We start from the raw sequence: 15,797 nt of genomic DNA, 5'->3' as shown, positions 1-15,797 counted from the left end.
ACATTGGCCGACGCGGGCCGAACGGCCCGGCCCGAATCGCGCAACTATCCGGAAACGCTCCGCCGACCGGCCGGCTGAAGCGAGGGGCCGATCACCTGGTACGCCCCCCGCCCCCCGTTCGGCGTCCGTTGTCGTGTCGGCCGCGGGCGCCGGGCGCCGGCGCGCCCCGCTTTGGTTCCGGTTTCGGGACGCTGCGCGCAGACCCCGGCGTCGGGCGAGCGGCTTGGCGTTCGGACTTCATTTTAGCGCGGGCCCTTTCCTCGGCTTTACGGCCGCGGATGGCCGCGATGCGCTCGGCCAGAGGAACCTCCAGGCGCGCCTCCGGTCGGGCGTTGTAATCGAAGTCGGGAACCGTGACGCGCGGCAGCCGCTTGCCGATCGACCGCTCGATCTGAGCCAGGTCGCCCTGTTCCTGCGGCGAGACAAAGGTGAAGGCGTCCCCGGTGGCCTCGGCGCGGGCGGTGCGGCCGACGCGATGGATGTAGTCGTCGGGCACCAGCGGTACGTCGAAGTTCACGACGTGTCCCAGCTCGACCACGTCGATGCCGCGGGCGGCGATGTCGGTGGCCACCAGAACGCGGTACTTCCCCGCCTTGAAGCCGGCCAGCGCCTCGGTCCGCTGCCCCTGCGAGCGGTTGCCGTGGATGCGCTCGGCCTTGATGCCGTGGCGAACCAGGAATTCGGACAGCCGGTTGGCGCGGTGCTTGGTCCGGGTGAAGACCAGGGCGTCGCGTATGTCGCCGCGCTCGAGGAGCGCGACCAACAGGGCCGCCTTGAGCTCCTGGGCGACCGGATACACCGCCTGGGTGATGCCCACGGCCGGCGCCGCGACGCGGTTGATGTTCACGGTGGCCGGGTTGCGGAGCATCTCGCGGGCCAGGATGCCGATAGGCGCAGGCATGGTGGCGCTGAAGAAAAGCGTCTGCCGACGGGCCGGCACATGGCGCAGAATGCGGCGGATATCCGGGAGAAAGCCCATGTCGAGCATGCGATCGGCCTCGTCCAGTACCAGATGCTCGAGCCCGCCGAGCTTCGCGTACGGCGACCGGAAGTGATCCAGGAGACGGCCGGGCGTGCCGATAATGACGTCCACACCGCTGCGGAAGGCGTGCTCCTGCGGCCCGATCGAGACGCCGCCGAAGACCGACGCGGCGCTGAGGGGCGTGTGAACCGCGAGGTCGTTGAGATCCTCGAGGATCTGCGCCGCCAGCTCGCGGGTCGGGGTGATGACCAAGGCGCGCGTTGTTCCGCGCGGCCGGTCGATGAGCTGGTGCAGGATCGGCAGCAGGAAGGCCGCGGTCTTGCCGCTGCCCGTGACGGCGCTGGCCAACACGTCGCGCCCCGCCAGCGCGGGCGGGATGGCGTCGGCCTGAATCGGGGTGGGGCGGGCGAAGCCGAGCTCCTTGAGCGCCTTGAGGAGGGTCGGATGGAGATGCAAGCTGCTGAAGGGCATGATCATTCCTTTGCTGGTCGGTGGGGGGACGGCGCGAAAACGGATGAGGAGCGTCGCGGACTCTCCCGCAATCCCTAACAAGAGTTTATCGCCACCCTCTCGCGGTGTCAATCGACTCGTCAAGCGGGGGCTTGGAAAGGGATGAAAAAAAATATCGGCGGCGTGACAAAGCCATGACATGGGTCCGTTTACCATATCCCTGAAAGAGGAAACGGTTCCTCGGACGAACGACCTTCAATCTAACGGGAGCGATCATTCAATGAAGACCACCACCCAGCCGAAACGTATTTTGTTGTCCGCTGTTTTCGGACCCTACGGTGTCGACGACGCCTACGGCCGGAAAGAAAACATCATGGAGCTCTTCCACAACCAGGTCACCAAAGCCCAGGGCATCGGCTCCTTTCGCTTTCATCACCGGTCGTTTGGGCTCTATTTCTTGGCCGCCAACATCGACGCGGACGTGACCGTCCTGGACTTTCCCTCCCGGCAGCGATTCATCCGCGAGATCAAGAAGGGCTACGACATCGTCGGCATCTCGTTCATCATGCCCAACTTCATCAAGGCCAAGGAAATGGCCCGCCTCGTCCGGCTCCATGCGCCGCAGGCCAAGATCGTCCTGGGCGGGCACGGCACGGCCATCGAAGGCATCGAAACGCTCATTGACTGCGACGAAGTCGCCAAGGGCGAGGGCATCCGCTGGCTGCGCACCTACCTGGGCCAGGACCCCGAGGCGCCCATCTACCACCCGACGCTGCGAAGCGCCCAGTATATGAGGATCTTCGGCGTGCCCTTGTTCGGGAAATCCGCCAGCCTCCTCGTCCCGGGCCTGGGCTGCGTCAACGGCTGCAAATTCTGCAGCACGTCCCATTTCTTCGGCCGCACCTACACTCCCTACTTAGCCACCGGCCAGGAGCTTTTCGAGACGGCCTGCCGCATCGCGGACGAGACGGGATCGGACGACTTCTTCGTCATGGACGAAAACTTCCTCAAGGATCGGACCCGGGCCATGGAATTGCTGCAAGAGATGGAAGCCCATCAGCGATTCTTCGACTTCTCCATCTTCTCCTCGGCCGAGGCCATTCAGGCCTTCGGCGTCGAGAACCTGGCCCGGCTGGGCGTCAAATTCCTGTGGCTGGGAGTCGAGACCAAGAATCAGGCGGAGAACTTCGAAAAGAATCGCGGGCTGGACCCCCAGCGGCTCATCCGGCAGTTGCGCGACCACGGCGTCTCGGTCCTGGCCTCGGGCATCCTGTGCATGGAGCACCACACGCCCGACAACATCCAGATCGACATCGATCACCTGGTCGGGATGGAGTCGGACCTCGTCCAGTTCATGCTGCTCATCCCCATCCCCGTCACCGAGCTCTACCGGGATCTGCAAAAGCGCGGCCTCCTGAAGATGGACCTCCCCTTCGAGGACTGGCACGGACAAAAGAGGCTCAACTTCAATCATCCCATGTTCCCCGGCGATGCGGCGGAGCACTGGATCAAGGCCGCTTTTCGGAAGGACTATGAGGAGAACTCGAGCTCCATGTATCGCCTCATCGAAACCTCTTTCCGCGGCGCCCGAACCCTGGCCGCCAAGAGCGAAACAGGCGAGTCGGATCCCTGGCTGGCCGCGCGCGCGGAACAACTGCGGAAGAGGACCCTCGATTACGCCCCCATTCTGGCGGCCATCGAACGGCACGCGGTCAACGAACGCGAACGACGGAGGGCTCTGGACCTGGAGCGAAAAATCGAGGTCGCTTTCGGGCCGCGAACGATCGTCGCCCGGTTGGGCCGGGCGGCCTCTATCCTTCTGGCCGCGGCCTGGAAGCTCCGGCTGCGGGTCGTCGGCGACGGCATTCAACCCCGGACCATCGTCACCCGGTATGCCGCCGCATCTAAGGCCAGGGCCGGACGGACGGCGGACATCGTCTCCCTCCGCCCGGCCGCCGGCGATTCCGAGGCTCCCCGGATGTCCGCGGCGGCCCGGATCTCGACGAACCTGTAGGCCCTTCTTGCTTCCGGGGCTCAATAGCAGTACAAGAAGGAGCGGCGCCTTTTTAGGCCGCGGACAGGTTCCATGGCCACACCGGTAACAGCCAAGCTCAAGCGCATCAACCGGCAGACCGCGATGACCGGCCCGCTGGTGACCCTTTCCGTGGGCGTCATCGTGCCGGTCTTCCTCTCGGCCTCGGCCGGCATTCTTCTGCTCATCCTCGGGAAATCCTCGGTCAGCCTCCTGTTCGGCATCCTGGTCGTCTGCTTCACGTCGGCCGCCATCGGCGCGGCGATCATCGTGGTGATCCTCCTGGGACGCCGGGCCCGCATCGCCCGCTTGCAAGCCGACCTGCTGGCCAACGTCTCGCACGAGCTGCGGACCCCCCTGGCCGCCGTCCGGATGTACGCCGAGTCGCTCTTGAGCGGCCTGCTCAAGGACGACCCGGTCCGGACCGAGGAGAGCCTGCACCTGATCCTTCAGCAGACCGAGTGGCTGGACGCGATGATCGATCGCGTTCTGACTTGGCGCATGGCCGCCCGGGACCGCGATGTCCTCAATATGGAGACGGCCTCCATCCGGCCGGCGCTCGAGGAAGCCGTGCTTCGCTTCACCCGGATGACCCCTCCGGCCGAAACCGAGTTGAGCGTCCAGATCGAGACGACCCTGCCCGTCCGGCACGACCGGCGGGCGATCGGAGAGATTGCTTTAAACCTTCTCGTCAACGCGTACAAGTACACCGGGCCGGACAAAAAGGTCCGGATCGAGGCACGGGATGAAGACGGGGGTGTGGCGATCGCCGTCCGGGATAACGGCATCGGCATCCCGCGGTCCGTCCAGAAGAAGATCTTCGATCCGTTCTACCGCGTGGATACCGGCCTGCGGAGCAAGGCGCCCGGGGCCGGATTGGGGCTGGCGATCGTTCAGCATTTGGTGAAAATACACGGGGGGAAGATTTTAGTGGAATCCGAGCCGGGCCGGGGCAGCCTTTTCACCATCCACCTGCCCGTCGCCCGGGAGGAAAGCCCCCCGCAATGAAGCCCCACGGAAAACGGCCCGCGGATTCGGGAACCGATACCGTTCTGGTGATCGAGGACGATCGGGCTCTGCGGCGCGGCCTGGCCATGAACTTCGAGCTGCGCGGCTTCCGCGTCCTGACCGCCGCCGACGGCGACGAGGGCATCAGGCTGGCCTTCGATTCCGGCCTGGATCTGATCGTCCTCGACATCATGCTGCCGGGATTCAGCGGCTTGGAGATCCTCTCCGAGCTGCGGGCCAAAGGCCGGGACGTCCCCATCCTGATCCTCTCGGCGCGAGGCACGACCGACAACAAGATCGAAGGGCTGGGGCTGGGAGCCGATGATTACCTGGCCAAGCCTTTCGCGCTTTCCGAGCTGTTCGCCCGTGTCGAAGCGCTGCTGCGGCGGCGGCGGGCGGCAAAGAGCAAAAATTCGCGGCTGGCATTCGACGATCTGATCATCGATCTGCCGGAACGCCGGGTGACGCTCCGGGGCCTGGAAATCGGGCTTTCGGCCAAGGAATTCGATTTGTTGGCCTTGCTGGCCGGATCCCCCGGCAAGGCCTTCCGGCGGGACGATATTCTCGATCGAGTCTGGGGCTTCGGGTTCGACGGCACCGCCCGCACCGTGGACAATTTCATCCTCAGCCTGCGGCAAAAAATCGAAACGAACCCCTCCCGGCCGGCCATCCTCAAGACCGTCCGCCAGGTCGGGTATAAATTCGCTCGCTAGAACGCCACCCCTTCCACTCTAAGCCAAGGTCGAAGAATCCCCTTTGCCTGACGTCAAAGACGCTTGAGCTCCCCCAAGGCCAGATCGTATTCGGGCCTCGTCTTGCTTCCATTGTCCCGGACCCATTGAAAATGGAGACGCGCGCCGGGGCGATCGGCGGCCAGCATTTGCACCTCACCGATATACGCGTGAGCTTCGGTCAGTTTGCCCTTATCGGTGGCCAAAGCGAGCAATTGTTCGGCGTTCAATTGGCCGGCCAGGAACCGCATGATCTTGGCCGGCCAGGCCTGGGCATCGACGTGCGTCAGCCGACCCTCCACAAACGCTTTAGCGGCCGCGATGCCCCCCGCTTTTCGCAGGCCCAAGTAGCCCAAAATGATCGCTGACGGAGCCTGGCTGTCTTTGAGCCCGCTCAGTTCGAGATATCGCGAGGCGTCCTGATAAGTCCCGGCGCCGTCATTCAAATAAATCTTGGCCCAGGCTCGCGACCGGTAGGCGTCCGCATATCGGGCGTCGAGATCGATGGCTTTGGTGTAATCGGCGACGGCGCCGGCCAGGTCCTTCTTGCCGTTTCGGGCGTCGCCGCGGCCGGCATAGGCCTTCGCATATTTCGGATTAATCTCGATCGCCCGGTTGAAATCAGCGACGGCGCCGTCCCAGTCGCTCTTGTCATAGCGAGCCAATCCGCGGCTGGAGTACGCGGCGGCGGAACGCGGGTTCAGCTCGATCGCCTGGCTGCCGTCGGCGATCGCGCCGTCAACGTCTCCCTTGGCGCGTCGCGCCTCGCCGCGGTTGTTGTAGGCCAGGGCATGTTTCGGATCGATCTCGATGGCCCGGCCGAAATCGGCGATGGCGGCATCGATCTCGCCTTTCACCCTTCTGATATGGCCGCGGCTGACGTACGCATCGGCGTCTTTCGGATCGAGCTCGATGGCCCGGTCGTAATCGGCGATCGCCCCGTCGAGATCGCCTCGCGCCTGCCGGGTATAGCCTCGGCCGTTGTAGCGATCGGGGTCTTTCGGGTCGATCTCGATGGATTTGTCGAAATCGGCCAGGGCCCCGTCCAAATCTCTTTTTTGATAGCGGGCCAGTCCTCGGTTGTAAAAGGCATTGGCGTGGTTCGGATCCAAGCCGATCGCACGGGTGAAATCGGCGATCGCTCCGTCCAGATCGCCCACCTCCAGCCGAGCCGCGCCGCGATAGTAGTAGGCGGCGACATACTTCGGATCCAGCTCGATGGCCCGGTTGTAGTCGGCGATGGCGCCGCCGAAATCGCCCTTGCCCTGCCTGGCGTTGCCGCGGTTGTTGTAGCCGAAGAAATTATTCGGATCGAGCTCGACGACGCGGCTGAAATCGGCGATGGCGGCGTCGAAGTCGCCCCGGCCCTGCTTGGCATTGCCGCGGTTGATATAGGCCAGGGTGTACTTCGGCTCGAACAGGATGGCCAGGTTGTAGTCGGCAAGGGCGCCGTCGAAGTCGCCCTTGCTTTGCCTGGCAAAGCCGCGGTTGTTGTAGGCCAGGGCATATTTCTGATCCAGCTCAATGGCCTTGGTGTAGTCGGCAAGGGCGCCGTCGAGATCGCCCTTTTCCTGCCGATCCACGCCGCGATTATAATAATCCTTGGCGGTCGTTTGCCCCAAAGCCGCGGGAACCGCGAGAGAACATATGACCAACAGTCCCAGAAGTGATCGTCTCATGGTGTTATCGCTCCTGATCCGCACCCGACCAGTATAACCTATTCCGAATTCGGCCCGCACCCTTGATGGAATTTTGATGCCTTGACCCGGGAAACAGGGAACCGGTCGGAGCCTCGCTCTTTCCATTCGCAGGGAGTACACTGAGGGAGGGCCGATGCCGATGAAGAACAGCTTCCCAGTCTTGTTTGGACTCCTGTCTCTGTCTGTCGTCGGCTTCGCCGCCGCCGCGCAGCCGCCGCAGCTGGTGGTCCAGACCGGTCACGCCGCCCGGGTCAATTCGATCGCCTTCAGTCCCGACAGCCGGGTGATTGCGAGCGGCAGCGACGACCTGACGATCAAGCTGTGGGACGCGGCGACGGGCAAGCAGCTGCGCTCCCTGGCCGGTCATACCGACGGGGTCAGATCCGTCGCCTTCAGCCCCGATGGGAAAGTCGTGGCCAGCGGCAGCGGGGATATTACGATCAAGATGTGGGACGCGGCGACGGGCCGGCAGCTGCGCTCTCTTAAGGCCGCGACTTCGATCGATTCGGTCATTTTCAGCCCCGACGGGAAGAGGCTGGCCAGTTGTGGAGCCCAAGCGGTCCAGCTGTGGGACGCCGCGACCGGCGCGCCGTTGCGCTCCTTCGGTGAGCCGACGGACTCGATCGGGTCGATGGCCTTCAGCCCCGACTGGAAAGTGATCGTCAGCGGAGACAACTACGACAGCTGGGTCAAGCTGTGGGACGTCGCGACCGGCAAGCCGCTGGGCACTCTTGAAGGCTATAGGAATGGAGCCGGATCGACCGTCGCCTTCAGCCCCGACGGGAAAGTGATTGCAAGCTACAACTCTGTCCTCAAAACGATCAAGCTGCGCGACGCGGCGACGGGGAAACAATTGCGCCTCATCGCCTCCGCGGTCGGGTCCATCGTTTTCAGTCCCGACGGGAAAGCTCTCGCCGGCGGAGGCTTCGTTGACGGGACCGTCAAGCTGTGGGACGCGGCGACAGGCGAGCCGCTTCGTTCTATGGCCGGCGATGCCTCTTTTGTGGCTTTAGCCGTGGCCTACAGCCCCGACGGGAAAGTGATCGCGGGCGGCGGCGAAGACGGAAGCATCCGGCTCTGGGACGCCGCAACCGGCCGCCGGCGTCTCTCCCTCACCCGACACGCCTGGGGGGTCAATTCGGTGGCTTCGAGTCCGGATGGGAGGGTCATGGCCGGCGGCAGCCAAGACGGGACCGTCAAGCTGTGGGACGCCGCGACCGGCAGCCGATTGCGCTCCCTTGAAGGTCACGGCTGGTGGGTCAGTTCCGTCGCCTTCAGCCCTGACGGGAAAATGATCGCCAGCGGAAGCGCCGACAAGACGATCAGGCTTTGGGACGCCGCAACCGGCGATCCGTTACGCTCGCTCACCGGCCATACGTACACGGTCTGGTCGGTCGCCTTCAGTCCCGACGGGAAAACGATCGCCAGCTGCAGCTTGGACGGCACGATCAGGCTGTGGGATATCGCGACCGGGAAACAGCTCTTCTCGGTCGAGGATCATTCCGACTCCATCGCCTTCCGTCCCGACGGGAAGACGCTCGTCAGTGGAGGCGGCGTCGACGATATCATCACGATATGGGACGCGGCGACGGGCCGTCCGCTTCGATTCCTTGAAGGGGACTCCTCTTGCGCGGGCGCAGCCGTCGCCTGCAGTCCCGACGGGAAAGTGATTGCCAGCGGCGGATACGACACGATCAAGCTGTGGGATGCCGCGACCGGACTGCCGCTGCGCCCCCTCGAGGGTCACGCCGGCCCGAATGTTAAATCGATCGCTTTCAGCCCCGACGGGAAAGTCATTGCCGGCGGCAGCTATGAGACGATCAAGCTGTGGGACGCCGCGACCGGCAAGCCGTTGCGCGCGCTCGCCGGCCATACCAATTGGATCAATTCAGTCGCCTTCAGCCCGGACGGAAAAGTGCTTCTGAGCGGCAGCGCCGACGCCACGATGAAGCTGTGGCGAACCGACGCCGACACGCCGCTGGCGACGCTCATCTCGCTCGATCAAGAGGATTGGGTCGTCGTCACGCCGGACAACCGCTTCGACACGAAGAGCCTCGAGAACATGGAAGGGCTGCATTGGGTGATGCCCGATGCTCCGTTTACGCCTCTGCCGCTTGAGATCTTCATGCGCGATTACTACGAGCCGCGCTTACTGCCTCGGCTTCTCAAGTGCAGCGAAACCATCGACTTCGAAAGGGAGTTCAAGCCCGTTCGCGACATCTCGACGCTCAATCGCGTTCAGCCTCCCGTGAAGATCGCCCGTGTGTCCGCTTCGGATGCCGAAGGCTATGTGAATGTCACCGTCGAAGTCGGCCCCGGCGAGGACCCCCCTCCGGGCAGCGGCCGGGAGAGCCTGGCCGCGACCGGGGTTTACGATGTGCGCCTGTTCCGTGACGGACAAATGGTCGGCGGATGGCCCCGTGACGGCGCGGAGAAGCTGCTGCAACGCGCGTCGGAAGACGTCCGGGCGACTGAAGCGCTGACTGGTGAAGAGCGGTTCTTGGAAGAACTGCATGATTGGCAACAGGCGACGGAAGTGAAACCGGGCCGCGCGGTCAAGACGGACCCGCGAACGGGAATGATGACGCTGCCGCCCTTGCGCGTGAAGCTGCCGCGAGAGAAAGACGTCTCGTCGATCGAGTTCAGCGCGTACGGATTCAATGAAGACCGGGTCAAGAGCCGGACCGCGAAATGGGCCTGGCCGGACGACGAGACGGCGAAGCTGCCGAAGGCGCAACCCGTCCAACCGCGGGCTTATATCATCGCGGTCGGCGTGAACGCTTACGAAAATCAAGATTTCGATCTGGAGTTCACGGCCGCTGATGCGCGGCGCGTCTCCGACGTGATTGGGGCGAGGCTCACGGCCACGGGCCGGTATGAAGCGGTCATTCCGGTCACCCTGATCTCGGATTATGAAACGAGAGAGAGCCGGAGAATCGTCACGGAGAAGCAAGCCACCAAGGACAAGTTCCACGCCGTGTTGAAGCTTCTTGCGGGACGAAAAGTCGATGGCCGGATGCTCACAGGGATCAAGAATGCGGACCGGCTGCGGCAAGCCACGCCCGATGATCTCGTGCTCATCATGTATTCGAGTCACGGCTACGCCGACCGGGCGGGCCGCTTCTACTTCATTCCCTACGACACCGGTCCGGGCACGGGCAAGGTCTTTACCGCTTCGGTCCGCCGGCACAGCATCTCGAGCGACGAGCTCTCCCTCTGGCTGCAAGACGTTGATGCGGGCGAGATGGTCTTGATCGTAGATGCCTGCCATTCCGCAGCCGCCATCGAAGGCGGCGATTTCAAGCCCGGCCCGATGGGAAGCCGTGGGCTGGGCCAGCTCTCCTACGACAAGGGCATGAAGATCCTGACGGCGACCCAAGCCGATAACGTGGCGCTGGAAAGCACCCTCATCAAACAAGGCTTGTTGACCTACGCGCTCGTCCGCGACGGCATCGAGGCGCGGCAAGCCGATTACAAGCCGAAGGATAGCGTTATCAACATCGGAGAATGGCTGTCTTACGGCGTCGATCGCGTGCCGAAGCTCTATGAAGAATTGCGGGCGGGAAAGATCCAGGACTTCGGAGTCAGCGCCGGGGGGCAGACAAAAATCGTTGTGGCGGGCTCCAGCGGAAAGAGCCGCGGGAAGGCTTTGGAAGAAGTGGCGGCGGAAGCCAAGGCGCAGCAGCCCTCCCTGTTTGATTTCACCCGCAGGCGTCGGGAAGTCGCCTTGGTCAAATAGGTTATATTTCCCAAGCGTCCTCATTCGATCATCGAGGTGTCCGGGCGGCCCCGAACGGCGCTACGGGGACGGCAGGGATTGCCGAAGGATGGTCATATTGAACGGAAATCAGCCCCGGGGAGGGAGAAAGCCTATGAACCGAATTGTCTTCCCTATCTAACAAGGAGAGATCCCGCTGTATCTCCTGAGCCATCCGGTTTTATGTCTGGTCGTCGGCGTTCCGGCCGGCGGCAAGTCATCCCTGGCCCGGGCCTTGGCCGGACAAATAGCGAATTCGGCGTACCTCTCGAAGGATTTGATTGAGACGCCCTTCACCGACTCGGAACGAGTCGCCGGCGACATCTACGCGATGATCCGGGGGCCCGCTTTCAGGATCTTGGTCGCTTTCGCGGATACTCAACTGGCCCTCGGCAAAATCCCGATCATCGACGCCCCCTTCTCCATCAATCACTGGAGAAACGACGCATACCGGGATTGGGTTCCGCCCTTCAAGACGGCGGCCGAAAAGCATCTAGCCAGGCTGGCCATCATCCGCTGCATTCCCCCAAGCGAAGAAATTTTAAAAGAGCGGATCGCAGACCGAATCCGACGAAACGAATCGAAATGGGACCAATGGAAGCTCGACCATTGGCCGGAATTCATGAAGCGGGAACCTTTTCGCTTCCCCATCGCCCACGACGACGTTATCGAATTCATCAGCGACGAACGCGCGGCGGAACGAACGAAAGACGTCCTCGTCCATTTCCTGAGGGCCGAAGAGATCACAGCCGGAGAATGGCCGCCCCGCTGACGGATGACGGCTATTCTTGGCGCTTCGGCAAGACCCCCAAACCACGCAAGGCATCAATTTCGGCATCGCCGTCATCCACCAACCGCTCCCAACCTTCCGGTCTGTAGCCCAAGCTTCGGGCGGCCGAAAGCAACAGGCTCTGCCCGGGCGCAGGCCGTTGCGGCTCGAGGGTATACGCGAAATCGCGATAGGCAGCGTCGGGATCGGTGATACTCCAGCCCATGTCCTGGAACAGCCGAATCGCATCATCCAAAAAGAGAGCGTTGATCAGATTGTGGTGGAGCAGAAGGATCTGCGGGATGTCGCGGCCGAAGAGGCGGCGCGACAGATCCCGGTAGGCTTCGGCCCGCTGGCGCAGGTGGGCCAAGTAAGCGGCGCGAAAAGGGGCGAGGCTCGCGTCGGGCCGCGCCTGCAGGGTCTCTTCGAGGGCGGCATTGAGCCGCCAGTCGGACGTATCCAGGCTGACATAGGCGTTGCGCAAGCCGTGCGCTTTCAGGAACGTCCGCATGCCGTCGCGCTTTTCGGGCGTATCGCCCTCCCGCAGGAAGGTGAAGCGGAACCACGGCCGATAGCCCGGCAGGGCACGGATCACGGAGTCGCAAGCCAAAATCTCGGCTTGATACATCGGCAGGCTTGTCTCCGCGGCGTTGAGATCGGGATGAGTCACGGTGTGGTTGGCGATGAACTGCCCGGCTTCGCCCCAGGCGCGCGCGAGAGCCAGCCCCTGCGGCCGGTCCGCTCCGCGGTTCAGCGTCACGAAGAGCGCCGCTTTGACGTGATGGCGCTTCAGCGCGTCGAGCATCGCCGCGTTGCGCGCCGCGGCGTCCAATCGCGGAGTCTCCCGCAGTTGAGGACCGTCGTCGAAGGTGAAGGCGACCGATTGGGCCCTCATGAAGCATGGAAGCAGGAGAAAAAGAACAGAGGATAAAACGGCGCTCCGCGGAGATTGACTCATCGATGCTATCGGCCTCCCGGTCAAGAAGCGATTCTAATCGGAGACCGCGAATATGACAAGCGAACGATATCGGCAAGGGCGCCGGCCCTCCTCCAAGGCAGCGCCGGGGAAGTGAAAGGCCCCGCGGATTATGCTAATATCCCGAGCCATGAGGATCATCGTTCCGATCAAACAGGTGCCGGAAACTACCGCGGTGAAGATGGACGAAGCCACGGGAACCATGATCCGCGAGGGGGTGGAGGGGATCATCAACCCCCTGGATCTGTATGCCATCGAGGCCGCCATCCTCCTGCGGGAGCAGTACGGAGGCGAGGTCATCGCCCTGTCCATGGGCCCGGCCAAGGCCGCGACCGCCCTGAAAGAAGCCATCGCCATGGGCATCGACCGGGCTGTCTTGCTGTCCCACAGGGCGTTTGCCGGCAGCGACACCTGGGCGACGAGCTTCGCCCTGGCGACGGCCATCCGGAAGATGGGCACCGACATCCCCGACGGAGACGATTATAGCTTCGACCTGATCCTGTGCGGAGAGAGGGCGACGGACGGGGATACCGGCCAGGTGGGGCCCGGGATCGCCTCCTTCTTGAACCTTCCCGTGGCTTCCTATGTCAGCAAGATCGAAGCGGTGGAGGGCCGGATCTGCCGGGTCCGGCGCTTGGTGGAAGAAGGGTACGAGATTCTCGAAGTCCGGATGCCAGCGGTTTTGACGGTGGTGAAAGAAGCGGCTAATCCGCGCCTGCCTACGCTCCGGGGAAAACAGAAGGCCAAGAAAGCGGACATCCCCATCTGGGGCCCGGACGAGCTCCAAATCCCGAGCGACAAGATCGGGCTCAAAGGCTCCCCCACCCGGGTAGTCAAGATATTCCATCCCAAGATCACCCGGCAGGGGCAGAAAATCCCGGCCGGCGACGAGCAGGCCATTTCGTCGGCCGTGGATCAGCTCATCCAATTTTTGCGGCAGAAGGACCTGGTGTAAGCGCCATGGAACACAGCGGAGTGTGGATCTTGGCCGAGCAGTCGGCCGGCCGGGTGCAGCGGATCAGCCATGAGCTGTTGACCCGGGGACGCCTGCTGTCCGATAAGCGAAGCACGGATCTGACCGCAGTGATTCTGGGCCATCGGATCAGCGCCGAAGACCTGGAAGAGCTGATCGAGCGCGGGGCGGACCGGGTCCTGGCCATGGAAGCCCCCGAGCTCGAGTATTTCCTGCCCGAGCCCTACGCCGCCTGCCTGGCTTGCCTCCTTCAGGAGCGGAAACCCGAAATCATGATCGCGGGCGCGACAACCACGGGCCGGACGCTCATGCCCTACGTCGCCGTCAAGGTCGGCGCCGGGTTGACGGCGGACTGCACGGTCCTGGATATTGAAGAAGAAACGGGAAACCTCCTCCAGACCCGGCCGGCTATCGGTGGAAACATCATGGCCACCATCAAGACCCCCGATCACCGGCCCCAGATGGCCACGGTCCGGTCCCGTTCGGCCCAACCAGCTCCCCGCCGGGCCGGGCGCCAGGGGGAGATCACCCGGCTTCCGGCGCCGACGCCGCTGCTGGCAAGCCGGGTGAAGCGCGTCGGCTTCAAAGCCGCCGCCGAAGAGCACGGGCTGGCGGATGCGGAAGTGATCGTCACCGTGGGCCGGGGGATCAAAAAGGGAGAAAATATCCGGATCGTGAACGGGCTTGTGGAGAAGTGGGATGCCGCCCTGGGCGCGACCCGGGACGTGGTCGACCGGGGCTGGCTGAGCTATCCTCACCAGATCGGCTTGAGCGGCAAGACGGTGACGCCCAAATTATACGTCGCCGTCGGCGTCTCGGGGTCCATCCAGCATCTGGCCGGGATGCAGACCTCGGAAACCATCGTGGCCGTGAATACCGATCCGGAGGCCCAGATCTTCCGAGTGGCCGATTTTGGGATCGTCGGCGACCTCTTTGAAGTCGTGCCGGCGCTGACCGCGAAGCTGCAGGAGCTGAAAGGGACGAAGTAGCCGCATTCCCGGACCGTTCGGGGCCCGCGGCAAGGCCGGAGGAACATGGATCATCAAAAACCCCGCTATAACCCTGTAACGCTGCGGGTGGTCGAGGAGCTTAAGAAGATCGTCGGGGATAGGTATGTGGTCTTTGGCGACCCGGAGAAGCTCGAAGCCTGCTCTCACGACGAAGTGGCGGATAAGGCATATGCGCACATGCCCGAGGCGCTGGTCCGCCCCGTCGCCGCCGGGGAAATCGCGGCGATCATGAAGCTGGCCAACCGGGAGAAGATCCCGGTGACGCCCCGCGGGGCGGGAAGCGGGCTCTCCGGGGGGGCGGTTCCCATCCATGGCGGGATCGTTCTTCTGACCGACCGCATGAACCGCATCCTGGAGATCGACCGGGACAATATGATGATCACCGTCGAACCCGGGGTGGTCACCAACGAGATCAACCAGGTCCTCAAAGAATACGGATTGTTCTATGCCGGCTATCCCATGAGCCTGGAAACGTGTTTTGTCGGAGGCAACGTGGCCGAAAACGCGGGCGGAGGCAAAGCCGTCAAATACGGCGTCACCGCTCGGTACGTGATGGGCCTTGAGGTCGTCACGCCCATCGGGGAAATCGTCCACCTAGGGGGCAAGCTGGTTAAAGACGTCACCGGCTACAACATGATCGGGCTGATGGTGGGAAGTGAGGGCACGCTGGGGATCTTCACCAAAGTCATTCTGAAACTGCTGCCGCTGCCCAAAGCCAGTGTCGACATCCTGGTCCTCTTCAAAACCCCGGAAGAGGCCATCGCTTCGGTTTCCCGGATTCTGGCCGGCGGAGCGACCCCCACGGCCATCGAGTTCATGGACCAGTCCGCCTTCACGACAGCCTGCCAGTATCTCAACGAGACCATCCCCTACCACCGGGCGGGGGCCATGCTGCTCATCACCGTGGATGGGATGGATGCGATCCAGGTGGAGCGGGAATACGAAGCGGTCGGGGAAGTCTGCCTGGCCGCCGGCGCAATCGAGGTGTATGTGGCCGACAATGCCACGACTTCGGAGCGGATTTGGAAGGTCCGCCGCAATATCGCCGAGGCCTTCAAAGTTTTTTCTCCCCACCAGAGTCTTGAGGACATCGTCGTCCCCACGGCCCAGATCGCCAAGATGGTGGAAGGGCTCATCGCCTTATCCAAAAAATGGGACTGCCCCATTCCCTGCTACGGTCACGCGGGCGACGGGAACCTCCATGCCACACCGGTGATGAACCCCGAGTGGACGCTCGAGGAATGGCGCGAAAAGATCCCTTTGATCCTGACGGAGATGTACAAGCTGACGAAGGACCTGGGAGGGACGATATCCGGCGAACACGGCATCGGCCATAAAAGAAAAGCATTCATGCGCCTGGTCGTGGACGAGCCCTACCTCGAGATGATTCGCTCGATCAAACGGGCCCT

At 63.3% G+C, this 15,797-nt stretch carries 11 protein-coding genes; 8 read left to right on the top strand and 3 right to left on the bottom strand.

Annotated elements, in window-relative coordinates:
- Positions 1 to 91: 91 nt before the first annotated feature.
- Positions 92 to 1,534, bottom strand: a complete 1,443-nt coding sequence (locus tag NTZ26_08750; protein ID MCX6560591.1) for a DEAD/DEAH box helicase — start codon at positions 1,532 to 1,534, stop codon at positions 92 to 94.
- 178 nt (positions 1,535 to 1,712) lie between these two features.
- Between NTZ26_08750 and NTZ26_08745 the strand changes: the two genes are divergently transcribed.
- From NTZ26_08745 to NTZ26_08735, 3 genes are all read left to right on the top strand, one after another.
- The gene (locus NTZ26_08745; GenBank protein MCX6560590.1) at positions 1,713 to 3,446 is read left to right on the top strand and encodes a radical SAM protein; all 1,734 of its coding nucleotides are present in this window, start codon (positions 1,713 to 1,715) and stop codon (positions 3,444 to 3,446) included.
- Between the two features lie 72 nt (positions 3,447 to 3,518).
- Entirely contained in the window at positions 3,519 to 4,472 is a 954-nt protein-coding gene (locus NTZ26_08740) for a HAMP domain-containing sensor histidine kinase (GenBank protein ID MCX6560589.1), read from the top strand.
- Entirely contained in the window at positions 4,469 to 5,185 is a 717-nt protein-coding gene (locus NTZ26_08735) for a response regulator transcription factor (protein ID MCX6560588.1), read from the top strand. The genes NTZ26_08740 and NTZ26_08735 overlap by 4 nt, the downstream gene beginning before the upstream one ends.
- A gap of 53 nt (positions 5,186 to 5,238) precedes the next feature.
- Here NTZ26_08735 and NTZ26_08730 read toward each other — a convergent pair whose 3' ends face one another.
- Positions 5,239 to 6,882 carry a tetratricopeptide repeat protein gene (locus NTZ26_08730; GenBank protein ID MCX6560587.1) on the bottom strand — a complete coding sequence of 548 codons (1,644 nt, stop codon included), beginning with the start codon at positions 6,880 to 6,882 and terminating at the stop codon, positions 5,239 to 5,241.
- Positions 6,883 to 7,036: 154 nt separating this feature from the next.
- Here NTZ26_08730 and NTZ26_08725 point away from each other — a divergent pair, with 154 nt between their 5' ends.
- Together NTZ26_08725 and NTZ26_08720 are read left to right on the top strand one after the other, a co-directional pair.
- Entirely contained in the window at positions 7,037 to 10,642 is a 3,606-nt protein-coding gene (locus NTZ26_08725) for a caspase family protein (GenBank protein ID MCX6560586.1), read from the top strand.
- 205 nt (positions 10,643 to 10,847) lie between these two features.
- Positions 10,848 to 11,432: an AAA family ATPase gene (locus NTZ26_08720; GenBank protein ID MCX6560585.1), complete on the top strand. Its 585-nt coding sequence runs from the start codon at positions 10,848 to 10,850 to the stop codon at positions 11,430 to 11,432.
- A 10-nt stretch (positions 11,433 to 11,442) separates the two neighbouring features.
- Here NTZ26_08720 and NTZ26_08715 read toward each other — a convergent pair whose 3' ends face one another.
- Positions 11,443 to 12,324 carry a polysaccharide deacetylase family protein gene (locus tag NTZ26_08715; protein ID MCX6560584.1) on the bottom strand — a complete coding sequence of 294 codons (882 nt, stop codon included), beginning with the start codon at positions 12,322 to 12,324 and terminating at the stop codon, positions 11,443 to 11,445.
- A 211-nt stretch (positions 12,325 to 12,535) separates the two neighbouring features.
- On the opposite strand from NTZ26_08715, the gene NTZ26_08710 reads away from it, so the two are divergent.
- From NTZ26_08710 to NTZ26_08700, 3 genes are all read left to right on the top strand, one after another.
- On the top strand, positions 12,536 to 13,360 hold the full coding sequence (locus NTZ26_08710; protein ID MCX6560583.1) for an electron transfer flavoprotein subunit beta/FixA family protein: 825 nt from the start codon (positions 12,536 to 12,538) through the stop codon (positions 13,358 to 13,360).
- A 5-nt stretch (positions 13,361 to 13,365) separates the two neighbouring features.
- Positions 13,366 to 14,367 carry an electron transfer flavoprotein subunit alpha/FixB family protein gene (locus NTZ26_08705; GenBank protein MCX6560582.1) on the top strand — a complete coding sequence of 334 codons (1,002 nt, stop codon included), beginning with the start codon at positions 13,366 to 13,368 and terminating at the stop codon, positions 14,365 to 14,367.
- Positions 14,368 to 14,412: 45 nt separating this feature from the next.
- Positions 14,413 to 15,797: FAD-binding oxidoreductase (locus NTZ26_08700; protein ID MCX6560581.1), on the top strand; the 1,385-nt coding region annotated here is incomplete at its 3' end.

Source organism: Candidatus Aminicenantes bacterium (assembly GCA_026393855.1).
Lineage (GTDB): Bacteria > Acidobacteriota > Aminicenantia > Aminicenantales > UBA4085 > UBA4085.
Note: the sequence above shows the minus strand (reverse complement) of the source record. Positions and strands in the feature narration are given on the sequence as shown.